This is a genomic window from Nonomuraea cavernae (genome assembly GCF_040655715.1).
GTDB lineage: Bacteria > Actinomycetota > Actinomycetes > Streptosporangiales > Streptosporangiaceae > Nonomuraea > Nonomuraea cavernae_A.
In genome coordinates this window covers 41,902-58,646 of the sequence record NZ_JBFAKL010000019.1, presented here as the reverse complement: position 1 = coordinate 58,646, position 16,745 = coordinate 41,902, and the positions used below count along the sequence as shown (strand labels likewise).

Genomic DNA, 16,745 nt, shown 5'->3' with positions numbered 1-16,745 from the left:
CCATGCCGTGGCTCGTCAACTACTGCATGCGGACCTCCGACCCACGCGGCGCAGATGACAACGTACCGCTCTCCTTCACCACGCCTGCTCATGGAGACTCCTACGACTTCGATGTCACCGTGCGGCTGTCGTGGACTTCAGCCGGGAAGAGGCAGGCCGCCAGCCCTCGGGCCGTGGAGTGGGACTATGTCACCAACCAGGTGCGCGGTTGCGTCCGGACAAAGGCTCGCGCCTTCTCGCCGTTTCAACCAGGCGAGGCCGAAGTGGCGGTCAACAAGGCACTGGACCGGTTGTTCATCGACCTGCCACGCCAACAGGTGCTGCTGACCTGGAGCGGGAAGGCTGAGATCAGCTCCGTGGCGGACATCCGCAACCTCCAACAGAAACGAGTCAAAGAGCTTTATCAGATCGACTCCGACTTGGTCGCGGCACGACTGCGCGCCGAGCAGACCCACGAACTGCGTCTGGCCTGGGAGGCCTTTCTCACAGAGGCGACCACCAGTTGGTACGCGCGCTACGCCGTTCAGCTCGCGGAAAACCCCAAGAAGGTGGCCGAGGTGCTTGCCACAATGCTCGAAGACCGTGAGAACACCGCCGCCCGCTTCCTCAACAAGCTTGACGCGATGGTAACCGCACATGAGCGGAGCAACGTGTTCGACATGGTGATCGGCAGTGACAGCGCGTTGCGGCAGGTCATGCAGGTCTTGGGCCTGTCGGTGCCACCGCGGGACCCCGACCCGCTGCTCGGGCCGCCTCCGGATGTGTCGTTCCCCTCGGAGCACGGGGCCGACCACACCTGAGTCGCGACTTCTGAACACGCCCGCAGCAGATCACCAGCCGCGCAACCCGAGTCAGCCCTCTCGGACATTCAGTAGACCGAGATGTGCGGGTGGTCGTAGTGGTTGGCGGTGGCGCCGCCCCGGTCGGACATCGTGCGCCAGACGCCCGTCCGGGCGTGCCAGATCCGCTGCCGGTAGATGATGTACATGATGCCGAGCCGCTTGGCGTTCTTGATCGCCCAGGCGGCGATCTGGTCGCCGCGCCGCACCTCGTCCGCGGTCGGCATCGCGCCGCCGCGGCTCAGCATGAAGTCGCACGCCCGCCCCAGCGGGTGCTCGCCGCCGTCCTGGATCGCCCGATAGCACCCGATCCCGTACGGCACCGCGAACCGTTCCTGGATGAGCATCTTGACCAGGCGCATCCGGGGGGTGACGTGGTCGAGGCCCTCGGGCAGTTGCGGGACCCAGGTGCCGTCGGAGCGCCGCACGCCGGGCGCCTTGTGCAGCTGGTCGATCTTGTCCCTGATCTTCTCGATCAGCTTCTCGGCCTTGGCCTTGCGCTGGTCAAGGTCCTTCACCTGCCGGCCGAGCTCTTCGGCAGTGGCGGCCGCCTCGTTCCTGGCCTGTTCGTGGCCGTCTCTGACCTGGGCGAATCCGCTCAGCCTGGCGTTCTGCAGGTCTGTGAGGTGACGGCTGAGCGCGAGCCTGCCGAGGACGTGGCTCGGGTCCTCGGTGCGCGAGATCATCACCGCCTCGTTGGAGGCGCCGCCGGTGTAGAGGGCGACGGCCATGGTTCTCAGCTGGGTGGACTCGTGGTCGAAGACCTGTTGCGCGGCGGCCAGCTTCGCCTTGGCCGCCTTTTCCGCCTTCTCCGCCTTCTCGTGGGCGATGCGGCCGTTGTAGTAGTCGGCGATCAGCGTGTCCGACTCCTTCTGGAGGGCCGCGAGTTCCTTCCTGAGCTGGACGACGGTGGGTTTGGGCGCCGCCTGTCCGGGCGTCGCGACCGTCGTCACCACCAGCACCGCGATCACCGTGAGGGTGAGGGCTCGGAGCGGACCGCACCGCCGTCCGGCGGGGGACGCAACCGCCACGCTTCTCCTTCGCCCGTGGGACAGGGCGGATCCCCGGCGGTCGTGACAGGCCGCAGGGCGCCCTCTTTCGGAGCTGATAGTAGAGGATCACGCGACTTCCCTCGCAATTACCGCATCTTTGGCGATATGGCCTGAACATGGTGCCGCCGAGGGCCTGGCGGCGACGTCAGCGGGCGAAGGCGATGGCCGTGGTGGACGCGATCACCGTCGTCAGCACGACCATGAGGAGCACGGTGCGCAACGGGCTGCGGCGCTGAGGCGGGGGCTCGGCGGGCGCGACGCGCGGCCGTGCCGCCTCGACCCGGACGGGCTGCGGGGTCGGCTTCGGAGAGCGGGTGGTGCGCACCGGCGCCGGAACCCGGACCTCGGCCCGCACCGCGCGCGGCGTGGGGACCCGCGTGGGCGTGGGTCTGGGCGTGGGAGTGACTCGGGGGGTCGGGCTGCGCGTGGGGGCCGGCGTGGGCGTCGGAGCTGGGGTAGGGGTCACGATCACCGGCGGCACGATCTCCGGCGGCGCCCCGCACGCTCCGAGATGGATGCTGACCAGGGGCAGGTCGAGGCAGAGCGTCACCCCGAGGAAACCGGAGGAGGGCGGCCCGCCGTCGGGGTCGGCGGCGGCCGGGCCGCTCACGCACAGGACGAGCAGGGTGCCGGCGAGGAGCAGCGGCGTGCGCCTGACACCCACGGTCACACGCCTCCGGAGATCCGGGCGAACTGCTGGAGCGCGGTCCGGAAGGCGTCGGGCCCGACCGCGAGCGGTCCGTCGAAGACGTGGGAGATGTCCGCGGTCAGGTAGGTGCCGAAGCCGAGCATGGCGGCCATCGCGACCAGCGGGAGGATCGCGGCGCCGCGCGGACGCGCGCCCGCGAGGAACGGGAACACGATGACCACGACGCCGGTGAGGATGGTCAGCACCAGCACCCCGGACGGCGGGGTGGTGGCGGCGTCGGCGGTGCGCTGGGCGCGCGCGGCGGCCAGCGCGGCCAGGTGCTCCAGCACTTCGGCCTTGGCGTTCAGGGCGTCGGCGTCGGTCGTCTCGATCGCGGTGACCCTGGTGCGGAGCGCCTCGAGCCGCTCGGTGGACACCGGGTCCATCCGGCCCTGCCCCATGACCGGCCATTCGTCCCTGACCACGAAGGCGACGTAGTCGCGCAGCCCCGCGCGGACCAGGTCGGGGTCGGGCAGGTCGGTGGCCGACCAGTAGGCGTCGATCGCCGCCTGGCTCTCGGCGTGGGTGTTCTGCCTAGCGGCGTCGGCGGTGGTCCACGGAACGATGATCGCGATGGCGAAGACCAAGAGGAACATCGCCGACAGCATCGAGCCCGCGTGGCCCGCCGAGGGCCCGCCGGGCTCGGGGTCGTCGCTGCCCTTGCCCGCCAACCTGAACAGCAGCGCGGCGAGCGCCACCACGCCGACCGCCGCCGCGACCGCGAATATGTACGCCATCATGAAGATCTCCAAAGCCGGGTACGAATACTGACCGTCACCTGACTATCACAGTACGCATCCGGAGTGTTGGCACTACGCGGGTAAAACAGCGGCCAAGCGCGAAGGCGCGGGTTTCGAGCCACTTCCGGGGGCTTGGAGGACCACTTCCGAGGGCGTGGAGACCGACGACTGGACGGGGAGCCGCCGTCCGGCGCCGGGACGACTGGACGAATCGTCCGGGCGGGGTCAGCGGGTCACGCCATTCGTCCAGCCGTGCTGGCGTGATCGGGAAATACCAGCACCATGACTCCCCGTGAACCTTCTCAACGGCCGCAGATTCGTGATGGTGAGCTCGACGGCGAGCGCGGTGGACCCGGAGCGGCCCACCGAGTTCAGCTACCAGGAGGCGGACGGCGTGGTCTGGGGCAGCTACACCGGCGACACCGTCATCCACGGCCGCTTCGTCGGCACCAGGGATGGTGACGTGGTCTCGATCGCGTACGCGCACGCGCTGAAGGCGGGCGGCAAGGCGGGTGGCCAGGGCACCAGCCGCATCGAGACCGAGGCCGACGGCAGGCTCCGGCTGGTGGAGGAGTTCCGGCTCAAGGGCGACGACACATTGCACGTGAGCGTGTGCACCGAGGCCGCCGCCCCACGCGGCTAGCCCCGCCGCCGCTCACTCGTCCTCGGGTGGCCGATGGGCCCCGCTCACTCGTCCCTCCGCAGGGCGGCGCGGCCCTCGGCGGCGCCGACGAAGCGCATCTTGCCCAGCGGCACGTCACCCTGGGTCTCCTGCGCGCCTCGCCGGGCGGATCGCGGCTTGCCGCGGTCACTCGGCAGCACGTACGGCCGCTTGAGCACCTCGTCCAGGATGAACACGGTCTCCGTCGCCTTCACGGCGGGGATGCCGGCCAGCCGGTCGGTCACCATGGCGTGCACCTCGGCCACGTCCGCCATCCGCACCAGGATCATCGCGTCGTGCTGCCCGGTGGTGATCGCGCAGTACTCGACCTCGGGCATCCTGGCCAGCTCGGCCCTGAACTGCTTCCACATCTGCTGGCGCACGGTCACGAAGATCAGCGCGGTGATGCCGAGACCGGTCCTGACGTGGTCGATCTCGGCGGTGAACCGCTTGATCGCCCCGTCCGCGCGCAGCGCCTCGAACCGGGTGTAGGCACTGGCCCGGGAGATGCCCACCCGCTCGGCCAGCGCGGACACCGAGATCCTGCCGTTCTCGCGCAGGACCTCGAGGATCTTCAGATGGGTGGCGTCCAGTTCGAGACCGATGCCGATCCGTCCAGACGAAGCACCACCGCTGCCAGCATTTCTGGAACTTTCACTCATTGATACCCCTTGCCCATTTATATACGTCTTGCCGACCAGACAATGCCTGGACGATCTGCCGGACAATCCTCGGCGTATACCGACCAATCGTCCATCTGGAGGACACTCATGGCGACCCGCTCGCAGACGGCGGCTGTGTTGCTCGCCGGTGCACTCGCCCTCGCCGCCTGCGGAAGCGGCGGCGCCCAGGCGCCTGCCGCCCAGAGCGGCGCGAAGACGCTCGTGATCGACACGTCCTTCGACCTCAAGACGGCCGACCCCGGCCGCACGTACGAACCCACCGGCCTGATCGTGGGCAAGGCCACCTATGAGACCTTGCTCACCTTCGAAGGCGCCGACGTGACCAAGCCGGTGCCCGCCCTGGCCGAGTCGTACGAGCTGTCGGAGGACGGCAAGGTCGTCACGCTCAAGCTGAAGCAGGGCGCGACGTTCGCCGACGGCTCCCCGATCACCGCGGACGACGTGGTGTTCTCGCTCAACCGGGTGCGCGACATGAAGGGCACCCCGTCGTTCCTGCTCGACGGCGTCGAGGTGGCCAAGACCGACGACACGACGGTCACCCTGACGTCGAAGGCGGCGAACCCGGCCCTGCCGTACATCCTGCCGAACCCCGCGCTCGGCATCCTCAACAGCAAGGTCGCCCAGGCCAACGGCGCGACCGCGGACGCGCAGGACAAGGCCGAGCAGTACCTGAACGCCAACTCCCTGGGCTCCGGCCCGTACACGATCGAGTCGTTCAACGTGAGCAGCCAGGTCGTGCTCAAGGCGAACCCGAAGTATCACGGGACCAAGCCCACTTACGACAAGGTCGTGATCCGCAACGTCGAGGCGGCCACGCAGAAGCTGAACGTGCAGCGCGGCGACAGCCAGGTGGCGCTCAACCTGTCCGGCGACCAGGTGACCGGCATTCCGTCGACCCTGCAGGTCAAGAAGACGGCCTCGGCCAACGTCATCTTCCTGCTGGCCAACCAGAACTCCGGCGTCAGCAAGACCACGCCCAACCCGAAGTTCGTCGAGGCGGTGCGCAAGGGCGTCGACTACGCCGGTCTGCTGGAGCTGGCCGGCGAGGGCGCCACGCTGGCTCCCGGTGTGATCCCGTCGCAGCTGCTGGGCGCGCTGCCCGCGGGCGAGGCGCCGAAGCGTGACGTCGAGGGCGCCAAGGCGGCCCTGGCGGCCAGCGGGCTGTCCAACCCGACGGTCAAGCTGGAGTTCCCGTCCGAGCTGACCGTCAACGGCCTGTCCTTCCAGCCGCTGGCCGAGCGGGTCCAGGCCAACCTCAAGGAGGTCGGCATCACGGTGGACCTGGCGCCGGCGCCGGTGTCCGTCGCCCTGGACAACTACCGCAACGGCAAGGAGGAGATGGGCCTGTGGTACTGGGGCCCGGACTACCCGGACCCGAGCGACTACCTCGTCTTCACGCCCGGCAAGACGGTCGGCGAGCGGGCCGGCTGGAAGGCCGGTTCGGACAAGACGATCGAGGAGTCCGCGGAGAAGGCGGCGGCCGCGGTGGGCGACGACGCGCGCAAGGAGGCCTACGCCGACATGCAGCGCAAGCTCAACGCCGCGGGCCCGTTCATCCCGCTCTTCCAGCCGAGCCAGAACATCGTGACGGCCGCCTCCGTGACGGACGTCGAGTACCACCCGGTGTGGACGGTCGACATCGCCGACCTCGGCGCCAAGTAGGACCAGCGACGTGTCCGAGATGGACGACGCCACGGGCGCGGCGGTCTCCCCGCCGCGCCCGTCCGGCGATCCCCCGCCCGCCACGGCCCGGGGACGGCGGCGCGGCGGGAAGCACCCGTTCGCCCGGTTCCTGATCCGGCGCATCCTCACGGCCGTCCTGCTGGCCTGGGGCATCACGCTGGTCACGTTCGTGCTGACGAACCTGGTGCCGGGCGACCCGGTGGCCGCCAACCTGGGCCAGCGGGCGCTGGGCGACCCGGCCATCGTCGCCCAGTGGAAGGCCGAGCACGGGCTGGACAAGCCCCTCTGGCAGCAGTACGGGCTCTACCTGCAGGGTCTCGTCCAGGGCGACCTGGGCACCAGCCAGCAGAGTCACCGGCCGGTCAGTGCGGACCTGGCCGAGTTCGTGCCGGCGACCCTGGAGCTGGCCGGGGCGGCGATCGTCGTCTCGCTGATCCTCGGCGTGGCGTTCGGCGTGGTGGCGGCGCTGCGCCGGGACCGGTTCGCCGACCACGCGCTGCGGGTGCTGAGCCTGATCGGCATCTCGGTGCCGACGTTCTGGCTGGCGCTGGTGGCGTTCTACGTCTTCTTCTTCCGGCTGCAGATCACGCCGGGCAGCGGGCGCGTGGACCCGGCGCTCGGCGGCGCGCCACCGGTGACCGGGCTGCAGACGATCGACGCGCTGCTGGCGGGCCGGTGGGACATCTTCGTCTCGGCGGCCGGTCACCTGGTCACGCCCGCCCTGGTGCTGGCGCTCTACACGATCGGCCTGCTCACCCGGTTCACCCGCTCGGCGGTGCTGGAGGTGCTGGGCCAGGACTACGTGCGCGCCGCCCGGGCCAAGGGGCTGCCGGGCCGGGTGATCCTGTTCCGCTACGTGCTGCGCTCGGCGCTGGTGCCGATCATCACGGTGGCGGGCCTGGCCTTCGGCAGCCTGCTGTCCGGCACGGTGCTGGTCGAGGCGATCTTCGCCTGGCCGGGCATCGGCCAGTACGCCTACAAGAGCGCCACCACCCTCGACCTGCCCGCCGTCATGGGCGTCGGCCTGGTCGTGGGAGTGGTGTACCTGGTCATCAACCTGATCGTGGACGTCCTGTACGGCGTCATCGATCCCCGCGTGAGGTTGCAGTGAGACGGGATCGCAAGGGGCTGCTCGGACGGCTCCCGGAGGCGTGGCGGCAGCCGCTGGCCGTGGTGGGCATCGTGGTCGCGGTGGCCTGGCTGGTCATCGCGGTCGCCGCGCCGGTGCTGGCGCCGTACGACCCGCTGGCCCAGGAGCTGCCGCGGCTGGCTCCGCCGGGCCCCGGTCACTGGTTCGGCACCGACCAGCTCGGCCGCGACGTGCTCAGCAGGGTCCTGTACGGCGCGCGGGTGTCGATCCCGCTGACGTTGCTGCTGGTCGTGATGTCGGTGCTGGTCGGCGGCCTGCTCGGCGCCTGCGCCGGATATTTCGGCAGATGGGTGGGAGAGTCGATCATGCGGCTGGCGGACCTGGTGTTCGCCTTCCCCACGGTCATCCTGGCCATGGTGGTGGCCGCCGCCCTGGGCGCCAGCCTGACCAACGCGGTGCTGGCCGTACTGGTGGTCGCCTGGCCCTCCTACGCCCGGGTCACCCGGGGGCTGGTGCTCGGCGTACGGGAGCGGGAGTTCGTGCTGAGCGGGCGGCTGCTGGGCTTCTCCGCCTGGCGCTCGCTCCGCGTCGACGTGCTGCCGAACGTGACCGGCCCGGTGCTGGTGCTGGCCACGCTGGACATCGGCACCGCGCTGCTGCTGCTGTCGGGCCTGTCGTTCCTCGGCCTCGGCGCCAAGCCGCCCTCCCCCGAGTGGGGGGCGATGGTGGCCGGCGGCGTGGAGGTGTTCGACAGCTGGTGGGTGGCGACGTTCCCCGGGCTGGCGATCCTGACCGTCGTGCTGGCGTTCAACTTTCTCGGCGACACGCTGCGCGACGCCCTGGACCCGCGTACGGCCCGTGCCATCAAGGAGCGTGCACTGTGACCTCCCGGAGCGTGCTGGACATCAGCGGGCTGAAGGTGTCGATCGGCGGCAGGGAGGTCCTGCGCGGCGTCGACCTGTCCCTGACCGAGGGCCGGGTGCACGGCCTGGCCGGGGAGAGCGGGTCGGGCAAGACCATGACCGGCCTGGCCGTGCTCGGGCTGCTCCCGCACGGCGCGCGGGCCGGCGGCCGCATCGCGCTCGGCGACCGCGATCTGCTGACGCTGCCGCCCAAGGAGCTCAACCGGGTACGCGGCGGTGAGGTGGCCATGGTCTTCCAGGACCCGGCGACCAGCCTGCACCCGATGCTCACGGTCGGCAGACAGCTGACGGAGCACATGCGTCACCACCTCGGCGTGGGCAAGGCGGAGGCGAAGGCCAGGGCGGTCGAACTGCTCGGCAAGGTGCGCATCCCGGGCGCCGAGGATGCCTACGGGCGGTTCCCGCACCAGTTCTCCGGCGGCATGCGCCAGCGCATCGCGATCGCGATCGCGCTGGCCTGCTCGCCCAAGGTGCTGATCGCCGACGAGCCGACGACCGCGCTGGACGTGACCGTGCAGGCGGGCGTGCTGCGGCTGCTGCGCGGCCTGTGCGACGAGCTCGGGCTGGCGGTGCTGCTCGTCACCCACGACCTGGGCGTGATGTCGGCGATCGCCGACGAGGTGAGCGTGATGCGGGAGGGCCTGGTCGTCGAGACCGGGCCACGCGGCCGGGTGCTGCGCGAGCCTGAGCACCCCTACACCCGCGCGCTGCTGGACGCGCTGCCCGACTCGTCGCCCGAGTCGCCCGAGTCGCCCGACTCGTCACCTGAGCCGTCTGGCTCGTCACCTGATTCGCCGCCGGGAGAGACCTCATGACGCTGGACATCAGGGACCTGGTCGTGGAGCACCGCTCCCCCGGCCGCCCGGTCGTGCGGGCGGTGGCGGGGGCGAGCCTGACCGTCAGCCCGGGCGAGGTCGTCGGCCTGGTCGGCGAGTCGGGCTGCGGCAAGTCGACGCTGGCCCGCGCGGCCTGCGGGCTGAACCCGGTCACCGAGGGCTCCATCACCTTCGAGGGCCGGCCGGTCGCCCCGCTGGGCCTGCGGCGCAGGCGGGAGACGGGCATCCAGATGGTGTTCCAGGACCCGTACGCGTCGCTGAACCCGCGCCGCCGCGTGGGCGACCAGATCGCCGACGGGCTGCGGACCGCGCGCGACACCGCCGCCACCCCCGCCGACCTGCTGGAACGGGTGGGCCTGCCGCGTGACTTCGCCGGACGGCACCCGCACGAGTTCTCCGGCGGGCAGCGGCAGCGCGTCGCGATCGCCCGGGCGCTGGCGGCCAGGCCGCGGATGCTGATCGGCGACGAGCCCATCTCCGCGCTGGACGCCTCGGCCCAGGCGCAGGTCGCCACCCTGATGCGGGACCTGGCGGTGGACGCGGGCGCGGGCCTGCTGTTCATCAGCCACGACCTGTCGGTGGTGCGGCTGATCGCCGACCGGATCGCCGTCATGTACCTCGGCAAGATCGTCGAGGTGGGCGACACGGCGAAGGTGTGGGCCGACCCCCGGCACCCGTACACGCGGGCGCTGCTGGGGGCCATCCCCCGGCCCGACGGGATGGGCGTGCTGCCCGCCGAGCTGCCGGGGGACGTGCCCGATCCGGCGAACCCGCCGGGAGGGTGCCGGTTCCACCCGCGCTGCCCGCTCGTCATGGACGTGTGCCGGACCGAGGAGCCCGGCTTCGGCCCGGTCGCCTGCTGGCTGCACGAGCCGAAATGACGGGGTTGAGATGACACGTCTGGAATGATCCAACCGACATGAAACGGCTGACATGACGACGGGGTCGCGGGTGGCCGCCGTGCGGGCGGCCATGGCCGAGGCCGGTCTCGACGCGCTGGTGCTGCGTCCCTCACCCGATTTCCGGTTCCTGGGCGGGCGGGACGGCCCGTACCTGGTGGTCACCGCGGACGCCCTAGCCGAGACCCCCGATCCGGGACGCCTCCTCCCCACGGGGGCGCGGCGGGTGGGAGTGGATCCGGAGATGCGTGCCCGCGAGCTGTTCGCCCTGGCGATCGAGGCCGAGCTGGTGCCGGCCACGGGGGTGCTGGCACCGCTGCGGCTGCGCAAGGACCCATCGGAGATCGAGGCCGTCGGGCGGGCGGCCGCGGCGGCGGAGGCGGTCCTCGGGAAGGTGCGGGAGCTGGCCTGGTTCGGCGCGACCGAGCGGGCGATGGCGACCCGGCTGCGCATGCTGGCGCTGGAGACGGGCTGCGAGGAGGTGCTGTCCTTGCGGGTCGCGGCGGGCGAGCACACCGCCCGTCCGGACCACCCGCCGGGCGAACGGGTGATCAACCCGGGTGACGCGCTGCTGGTCTCGCTCTGCGGCCGGTGGGACGGCTACTGCGCGGAGGTGGGACGCGTCTTCGCCGTCGCCGAGCCACCGGAGGACTACGAGGCCATGTACTCGGTCGTGCTCGCCGCCCACGCCGCGGCCCTGCGGGCGGCGGGGCCGAGGCCCACGGCCGGCGAGGTGGCCGCCGTGGTCGTCGACGTGATCGACGGCAGCGGCTACGGGTCCTTCGCCCCGGACCGCTCCGGCAAGGGCATCGGCCTGGGCCACGACGAGGGCCCGTGGCTGCGGCCGGGCGACGCCACGGTCCTGGAGCCCGGGATGACGCTCTGCCTGGAACCGGCCATCTACGTGCCCGACCTGTTCGGGGCCCGGCTGGCCGACATGGTCGTCTGCGCCCCCGAGGGTCCCGTCGTGCTCACCACCTCCTCGCGCACCCTGCACGTCCTCGACCGCTGAGGGCCGGGCGCGGGTCGCGGAGCACTCGTCGGGGCGGATGGCGCTTCGCCCAGCATGGGGCGAAGCATCTTTAACTGGACATTAAGGTTATTTGGTGTTGTTCGAGGATGGATGGGCGGCTTCGCCCTTGCGGTGGCTGATGAACTCGATGGGTCACGCCCAACTGGACCGGATGGCCGCCGAGCCCGGTCTGGTGGCGGCGGTGGATCAACATGCCGCGGCGCTCCGGGACACGATCTCGCTTGACCGCGAGACGCTCGGCGACTACCTGCTGGGGTTCGCGGACGAGTTGCGGCACCTGGGCTGGACGCCCGGCGGCGAGCACGACGTCGCCGCCGTGCGACTGACCGCCATCTGCTGGCTGGCTCGGGAGCTGGGCCTGCTGGCCGACGAATCGCCCGCCTGATCCGGCCCCCCGGCCCGGCACCTCCGGCCCGGCTCTCCTGGCTCGGCACCCCGGGCGGCGTTCCGGGCGGCGTTCCGGGCAGGCAACGGATGACAAGGAAGTGACCGGGACCGGTGGGTCCCGGTCACTGTCAGGCGACTCAGAAGTCCGGGCGGTCCCGGCCGGCCGTGCCTCCCGGATCGGTGCGAGGGGGCGTACCGCCCGGCTCGCCATGGACGGGTGCGCCCGGCTCGCCGTGGACGGGTGCGGCCGGCTCACCGGCCGGCGCCATCCGCCGGGCGTCCTGACGTCCTCTCTGGTAGGCCTCGGCATGGGCCCTGGCCTGTGGGACCTGCTGCTCGATGTTGCCCAGCCAGCGTTCCCAGCGCTGCTGCATGGGCCGCACCAGGCCGCCGCCGAAGCCGATCGCGGCGATGGCTCCGATCGTGGCGAGCACGGTGATCAGCACCGGCGTCGTGACGGTGGTGGCCACGCCGATCTGGTTGAGAGCGGCGATGATGCCCAGTGCCCAGATGAACACCGCGGCGGCCGTCCCGAGCAAGGAGCCATAGGACAGGCCCCCCAGCGCGCCGGAGATGATGTCCTTGACGGCGCTGGCGATCGCGCCGGCGATCACCACGATGATGATGGCCACGACCGCCGCCGGCAGCCAGCCGACCACGGCGTTCAGCAGCGCCGAAATCGGGTTGGGTCCGAAGACGCTGAACGCCATCTGCAGGGTGACCAGCAGAATGGCATAGAAGACCACTTTGCCGACCAGGCCGCTGGCGGTGTAGTTGCCGCGTGCCAGCGCGCGGCTCACGCCGCTGCGCTCCACCGCCCGTTCGAAGCCCACCTTCTCCAGGATCTTCTCGGCGATCTTGCCCAGCGCCTTGGCGATGAGCCAGCCGATGATGAGTATGACGATGAAGGCGATCAGCCTCGGGACGAACGTGGCGATCTGCCGCCAGACATCCGTGAGGCCTTGGCCAATGTTGATATCCACGTTCTCCTCCTTCGAGGCTTACGCCACCGCGCTACCCTGAGCGCTTCGCCTCACACACGCAGAGCGACGAAACAGCGCCCACTGGCCCGCCATACCGTTCCTCACCTGGTCAAATAATCGTCACCGTGTGTGATCGAAACGGTCAACGGATGGTCATGCCGCAGGTCGCGGATCGGCCACGGGCGGCGGGGCCGGCGCTCGCCGGGCGGCCGGTGCCGTACGTGCTGGAGATCCGCCGCGCCCTCGTTCCTGACCCGGCCGTCGAGCGCCACCAATCCGGGGGGCCGTCTTGGTGACCCCGCACGAATCCCGCCCGCCGTACCGTGGCGTACGGTCGCCGTGACACCAGCGGCCCGGGCACGAGTCCTACTACGCACTGGAGAGAGCATGAAGATCACTGGAGTTGAGCTGCGGCGGATCGCGATGCCTCTGGTGGCGCCGTTCCGCACCTCGTTCGGCACCGAGACGGCCCGCGACGTGCTGCTGGTCCGGGTCGTCACGCCCGAGGCCGAGGGCTGGGGCGAGTGCGTGGCGATGTCGGAGCCGCTCTACTCCTCCGAGTACGTGGACGGCGCGGCCGAGGTGATCCGGCGCTTCCTGCTGCCGGCGCTGCCGGGCGACCTGGACGCCAATGCTGTGGGCCGCGCGCTGGAGCCGGTCAAGGGCCACCGCATGGCCAAGGCGGCGGTGGAGATGGCCGTGCTGGACGCGCAGCTCCGCGCCGCCGGCGAGTCGTTCGGCCGGTTCCTGGGCGCGACGCGCGACCGGGTGCCGTGCGGCGTGTCGGTGGGCATCATGGACTCGATCCCGCGGCTGCTCGACGCCGTCGGCGGCTACCTGGACGAGGGCTACGTGCGGATCAAGCTGAAGATCGAGCCGGGCTGGGACGTCGAGCCGGTGCGGGCGGTGCGCGAGCGGTTCGGCGACGACATCCTGCTCCAGGTCGACGCCAACGCCGCCTACACGCTGGTGGACGCGCGGCACCTGGCCAGGCTGGACGAGTTCGGGCTGCTGCTGATCGAGCAGCCGCTGGCCAACGACGACTTCGTGCAGCACGCCCGGCTGGCCGGGCAGCTGCGCACGCCGATCTGCCTGGACGAGTCGATCGAGTCCGCCGAGCACGCGGCGGCCGCGATCGCGCTCGGCTCCTGCTCCATCATCAACATCAAGCCGGGCCGCATCGGCGGCTACCTGGAGGCGCGCCGCATCCACGACCTGTGCCGGGCCAACGGGATCGCCGTCTGGTGCGGCGGCATGCTCGAGACCGGGCTCGGCCGCGCCGCGAACGTGGCACTCGCCGCGCTGCCCGGCTTCACGCTGCCCGGCGACACCTCCGGCTCGCGCCGCTACTACGCGACCGACATCACCGAGCCATTCGAGCTGTCCGACGGCCACCTGGCGGTGCCGTCGGGGCCGGGGCTCGGCGTGGAACCGATCCCGGCCGTGCTCGACGAGGTCACCACCTCCACCGAGTGGATCCCGCTCTAGCCGGCCGCCGCCGCGGCGCTCAGCCGGTTCTGGGCGTGGCGCGGGCGCCCAGGTGCACGTACGGGGAGCCGTCGGGCAGCTCGTAGAACACGACCGGGGTCCAGGCGGGGTCGCCGGGCAGGCGTCCGACGAAGGTCGTCTCGTCGACGGGGACGAGGTCTGCCTCCTGTGGCGGCTTCAGCGCGGCGAGCGGGCCCGTGTTCTCCATGCGCAGCCGGAGCCCGCCGTCGCGCCCGGTGAACGTCAGGCGGGTGCCGACCCGTTCGTAACGGCCCTCGTACCTGGCGGCGTCGGCCTCGACGGGAGTCGCGGGCGGGCCGAGCGCGGGCGGCACGGTCAGGCCGTCGAGCTCGGCGAACAGCTCGGTGACCAGGGCGCGGGTGAACGCGGCGCTGTGGCCGCCGTTGGCCGTCACGCAGGCGATCGTGCCGGTGCCGGGGACGATCCAGAGCATGGCGTGCTGGCCGATGGTGTTGCCGCCGTGGGAGATGACGCGGTGGCCGTCCCACTCGTCGAGGATCCAGCCGATGCCCCACTGGCGGCCGAGTGTGTGGGGATTGGGGATGTCGACCTGCGGCTCCCACAGGGCGCGGGGATCGTCGAGCAGGCCGCCGTCGAGGTGGGCCCGGGCGAAGGCGACCACGTCGGCGGGCCGGGCGCAGATCAGCCCCGCGGGCCCGGCCGAGCGCATGAGGCCCCACATGGGGGCGGGCTCGCCGTCCAGGTGACCCATGGCCGGGCGGAAGCGCAGCACGTCCTCGGGCAGGGTCCAGGTGTGGGTGAGGCCGAGCGGCTCGATGATCCGCTCGCGTAACACGTCGTCCCAGCGCTTGCCGTCGAGCCGTTCCAGGATGCGGCCGGCGATCACGTAGCCCGAGTTGCAGTAGGACTGGGTCGCGCCCAGGGGGTGGTTCTGCGTCAGGTCGGCGCAGGCCGCGACGTACCTGCTCACGCAGTCGTCGCCGCGTCCCGTGTCGAGGAACAGGTCGCCGTCGATGCCACTGGTGTGGGTCAGCAGGTGCCGGATCGTGACGGCCTCGGTCACCTCGGGGTCCGCCACCCTGAACTCGGGCAGCACCTCCCGCACCGGGGTGTCCAGGGACGGGCCGCCCCGCTCGGCCAGTTGCATGAGCATGGTGGCGGTCCACACCTTGGTGACCGAGCCGATCTGGAAGAGGGAGTCGGGGGTGACCTCCACGCCGGTGGCCTTGTTGAGCACCCCGGCGGCGAACTCGTGCACCTTTCCGTCGTGCAGGTAGGCGAGGGCCGCGCCCGGCACCTCGTACTCGGCGATCAGCTCGGCGAGCCGGCGGCCCGTTGTTCCAGCCACGCGATGGTCCTCTCGTTGCGGTCGGCAATTCACACATATTGCCGGAATAATCCGTTGCCACCCGGTGCTGAGAGCCACATCATGGTCATCATGTTCCGGCACGCTCAGCTCTCGGCGCCCGCACGCGCGGGCGCGTTCGAGCGTGCCTTCGACGGCCTGGAGCGCTGACCTCTTCCCGTAAGTCCTGAGTGTGACCCGGCGGGGGGAGGTAGCCGACCCTGACGGGTCACCACGGATCCAGGCTTCGAAGGAAAGAGACCATGGCCAAGCAGGCCTACGCACGCAACAAGCCGCACCTCAACATCGGCACGATGGGCCACGTCGACCACGGCAAGACCACGCTGACCGCCGCGATCACGAAGGTGCTCGCGGAGCGCGGGCAGGCGACCTACACGCCGTTCGAGCGGATCGACCGCACCCCGGAGGAGCACTCCAGGGGCATCACGATCAACATCTCGCACGTCGAGTACGAGACCGCCGGCCGGCACTACGCCCACGTGGACATGCCGGGCCACGCCGACTACGTGAAGAACATGATCACGGGGGCGGCGCAGCTCGACGGGGCCATCCTCGTCGTGTCCGCGCAGGACGGCATCATGCCGCAGACCCGGGAGCACGTGCTGCTCGCCAGGCGGGTCGGCGTCGAGCACCTGGTCGTCGCGGTCAACAAGGCCGACGGCGCCGACCCGGAGCTGACCGACCTGGTCGAGCTGGAGCTGCAGGAGTTGCTCGCCGAGCACGGCTACGACGACGTCGCGATGGTCCGGGTGTCCGGGCTGCGCGCCCTCGCGGGCGACCCGGAGTGGACGGCGTCGATCGACGCCCTGCTGCGGGCGGTCGACGAGCGCATCCCCGTGCCGGTCCGGTACGTGGACGCGCCGTTCCTGATGCCCGTCGAGAACGTGCTCACGGTCACCGGCCGGGGCACGGTCGTCACCGGGGCCATCGAACGCGGCACGGTCCGCGTCGGAGACCAGGTGGAGGTCGTCGGGTTCGGCGACGGGTTCACCGCGGTGGTGACCGGGGTGGAGACGTTCGGCAAGACGATGGAGCGGGGCGAGGCGGGCGACAACGCCGCGGTCCTGCTGCGCGGTGTCCGCCGCGAGCAGGTGCGTCGCGGCATGGTGCTGGCGGCGCCCGGCAGTCAGCGGGCTCGCCGGACGTTCACCGCCAGGCTCTACCTCCTCACGCCGGAGGAGGGCGGGCGGCGGCGGCCGGTCGCGCCGGGATACCGGCCGCAGTTCTACCTGCGGACCACCGACGTGCCGGGGCAGCTGATCCTGGACGGGCCCGCCCAGCCGGGTGACACGGTCGAGGTGACGGTCGAGCTGGGCAAGGCCGTCGCGGTCGAGGCAGGGCTCGGCTTCGCGATCCGCGAGGGCGGTCTGACCGTCGGCGCGGGCACCGTCCTCACCGTCCCCGACTGACCA

The 16,745-nt window shown here is 71.2% G+C and carries 17 protein-coding genes; 11 read left to right on the top strand and 6 right to left on the bottom strand.

Annotated elements, in window-relative coordinates:
• The first annotated feature begins 2 nt into the window (after positions 1-2).
• Complete coding sequence (locus AB0I38_RS25875) at positions 3-800, top strand: hypothetical protein (RefSeq protein ID WP_358472315.1); 798 nt, start codon at positions 3-5, stop codon at positions 798-800.
• Between the two features lie 68 nt (positions 801-868).
• Here AB0I38_RS25875 and AB0I38_RS25870 read toward each other — a convergent pair whose 3' ends face one another.
• From AB0I38_RS25870 to AB0I38_RS25860, 3 genes are all read right to left on the bottom strand, one after another.
• On the bottom strand, positions 869-1,870 hold the full coding sequence (locus AB0I38_RS25870) for a coiled-coil domain-containing protein (protein WP_358472313.1): 1,002 nt from the start codon (positions 1,868-1,870) through the stop codon (positions 869-871).
• 166 nt (positions 1,871-2,036) lie between these two features.
• A complete protein-coding gene (locus tag AB0I38_RS25865; protein ID WP_358472311.1) occupies positions 2,037-2,555 on the bottom strand; it encodes a hypothetical protein in 519 nt (172 codons plus the stop codon).
• A gap of 2 nt (positions 2,556-2,557) precedes the next feature.
• Entirely contained in the window at positions 2,558-3,319 is a 762-nt protein-coding gene (locus AB0I38_RS25860) for a DUF4239 domain-containing protein (protein WP_358472309.1), read from the bottom strand.
• A 292-nt stretch (positions 3,320-3,611) separates the two neighbouring features.
• Between AB0I38_RS25860 and AB0I38_RS25855 the strand changes: the two genes are divergently transcribed.
• Positions 3,612-3,962, top strand: a complete 351-nt coding sequence (locus AB0I38_RS25855; RefSeq protein WP_358472307.1) for a hypothetical protein — start codon at positions 3,612-3,614, stop codon at positions 3,960-3,962.
• A 44-nt stretch (positions 3,963-4,006) separates the two neighbouring features.
• On the opposite strand, the gene AB0I38_RS25850 is transcribed toward AB0I38_RS25855, so the two are convergent.
• Positions 4,007-4,642 carry an Lrp/AsnC family transcriptional regulator gene (locus AB0I38_RS25850; RefSeq protein ID WP_358472306.1) on the bottom strand — a complete coding sequence of 212 codons (636 nt, stop codon included), beginning with the start codon at positions 4,640-4,642 and terminating at the stop codon, positions 4,007-4,009.
• Positions 4,643-4,750: 108 nt separating this feature from the next.
• Here AB0I38_RS25850 and AB0I38_RS25845 point away from each other — a divergent pair, with 108 nt between their 5' ends.
• From AB0I38_RS25845 to AB0I38_RS25815, 7 genes are all read left to right on the top strand, one after another.
• Positions 4,751-6,325: an ABC transporter substrate-binding protein gene (locus AB0I38_RS25845; protein WP_358472304.1), complete on the top strand. Its 1,575-nt coding sequence runs from the start codon at positions 4,751-4,753 to the stop codon at positions 6,323-6,325.
• Between the two features lie 19 nt (positions 6,326-6,344).
• A complete protein-coding gene (locus AB0I38_RS25840) occupies positions 6,345-7,457 on the top strand; it encodes an ABC transporter permease (protein ID WP_358474368.1) in 1,113 nt (370 codons plus the stop codon).
• Complete coding sequence (locus AB0I38_RS25835; RefSeq protein WP_358472302.1) at positions 7,454-8,320, top strand: ABC transporter permease; 867 nt, start codon at positions 7,454-7,456, stop codon at positions 8,318-8,320. The genes AB0I38_RS25840 and AB0I38_RS25835 overlap by 4 nt, the downstream gene beginning before the upstream one ends.
• Positions 8,317-9,174 (top strand): ABC transporter ATP-binding protein, encoded by an 858-nt coding sequence (locus AB0I38_RS25830; RefSeq protein WP_358472300.1) that lies wholly within the window; start codon positions 8,317-8,319, stop codon positions 9,172-9,174. The genes AB0I38_RS25835 and AB0I38_RS25830 overlap by 4 nt, the downstream gene beginning before the upstream one ends.
• Positions 9,171-10,076, top strand: a complete 906-nt coding sequence (locus AB0I38_RS25825; protein ID WP_358472298.1) for an ABC transporter ATP-binding protein — start codon at positions 9,171-9,173, stop codon at positions 10,074-10,076. Before AB0I38_RS25830 ends, AB0I38_RS25825 begins: the two co-directional genes overlap by 4 nt.
• 52 nt (positions 10,077-10,128) lie before the next feature.
• Positions 10,129-11,106, top strand: coding sequence for a M24 family metallopeptidase (locus AB0I38_RS25820; RefSeq protein WP_358472296.1), 978 nt, complete (start codon positions 10,129-10,131; stop codon positions 11,104-11,106).
• Positions 11,107-11,245: 139 nt separating this feature from the next.
• A complete protein-coding gene (locus AB0I38_RS25815; RefSeq protein ID WP_358472294.1) occupies positions 11,246-11,512 on the top strand; it encodes a DUF6401 family natural product biosynthesis protein in 267 nt (88 codons plus the stop codon).
• 139 nt (positions 11,513-11,651) lie between these two features.
• On the opposite strand, the gene AB0I38_RS25810 is transcribed toward AB0I38_RS25815, so the two are convergent.
• Entirely contained in the window at positions 11,652-12,497 is an 846-nt protein-coding gene (locus tag AB0I38_RS25810; protein ID WP_358472292.1) for a mechanosensitive ion channel family protein, read from the bottom strand.
• A gap of 387 nt (positions 12,498-12,884) precedes the next feature.
• Between AB0I38_RS25810 and menC the strand changes: the two genes are divergently transcribed.
• On the top strand, positions 12,885-13,985 hold the full coding sequence (gene menC, locus AB0I38_RS25805; protein WP_358472290.1) for an o-succinylbenzoate synthase: 1,101 nt from the start codon (positions 12,885-12,887) through the stop codon (positions 13,983-13,985).
• Between the two features lie 19 nt (positions 13,986-14,004).
• Here menC and AB0I38_RS25800 read toward each other — a convergent pair whose 3' ends face one another.
• Positions 14,005-15,315, bottom strand: coding sequence for a serine hydrolase domain-containing protein (locus AB0I38_RS25800; RefSeq protein ID WP_358472289.1), 1,311 nt, complete (start codon positions 15,313-15,315; stop codon positions 14,005-14,007).
• A 260-nt stretch (positions 15,316-15,575) separates the two neighbouring features.
• Here AB0I38_RS25800 and tuf point away from each other — a divergent pair, with 260 nt between their 5' ends.
• The gene (gene tuf, locus AB0I38_RS25795) at positions 15,576-16,742 is read left to right on the top strand and encodes an elongation factor Tu (RefSeq protein ID WP_358472287.1); all 1,167 of its coding nucleotides are present in this window, start codon (positions 15,576-15,578) and stop codon (positions 16,740-16,742) included.
• Positions 16,743-16,745: the final 3 nt, after the last annotated feature.

Bases quoted from the DNA above. Each gene is read 5' to 3' on its own strand.
- AB0I38_RS25875 (WP_358472315.1), top strand. From the start codon at position 3: ATGCCGTGGCTCGTCAACTACTGCATGCGGACCTCCGACCCACGCGGC.
- AB0I38_RS25860 (WP_358472309.1), bottom strand. From the start codon at position 3,319: ATGATGGCGTACATATTCGCGGTCGCGGCGGCGGTCGGCGTGGTGGCG.
- AB0I38_RS25850 (WP_358472306.1), bottom strand. From the start codon at position 4,642: ATGAGTGAAAGTTCCAGAAATGCTGGCAGCGGTGGTGCTTCGTCTGGA.
- AB0I38_RS25845 (WP_358472304.1), top strand. From the start codon at position 4,751: ATGGCGACCCGCTCGCAGACGGCGGCTGTGTTGCTCGCCGGTGCACTC.
- AB0I38_RS25840 (WP_358474368.1), top strand. From the start codon at position 6,345: ATGGACGACGCCACGGGCGCGGCGGTCTCCCCGCCGCGCCCGTCCGGC.
- AB0I38_RS25825 (WP_358472298.1), top strand. From the start codon at position 9,171: ATGACGCTGGACATCAGGGACCTGGTCGTGGAGCACCGCTCCCCCGGC.
- AB0I38_RS25820 (WP_358472296.1), top strand. From the start codon at position 10,129: ATGACGACGGGGTCGCGGGTGGCCGCCGTGCGGGCGGCCATGGCCGAG.
- AB0I38_RS25815 (WP_358472294.1), top strand. From the start codon at position 11,246: ATGAACTCGATGGGTCACGCCCAACTGGACCGGATGGCCGCCGAGCCC.
- menC (WP_358472290.1), top strand. From the start codon at position 12,885: ATGAAGATCACTGGAGTTGAGCTGCGGCGGATCGCGATGCCTCTGGTG.
- tuf (WP_358472287.1), top strand. From the start codon at position 15,576: ATGGCCAAGCAGGCCTACGCACGCAACAAGCCGCACCTCAACATCGGC.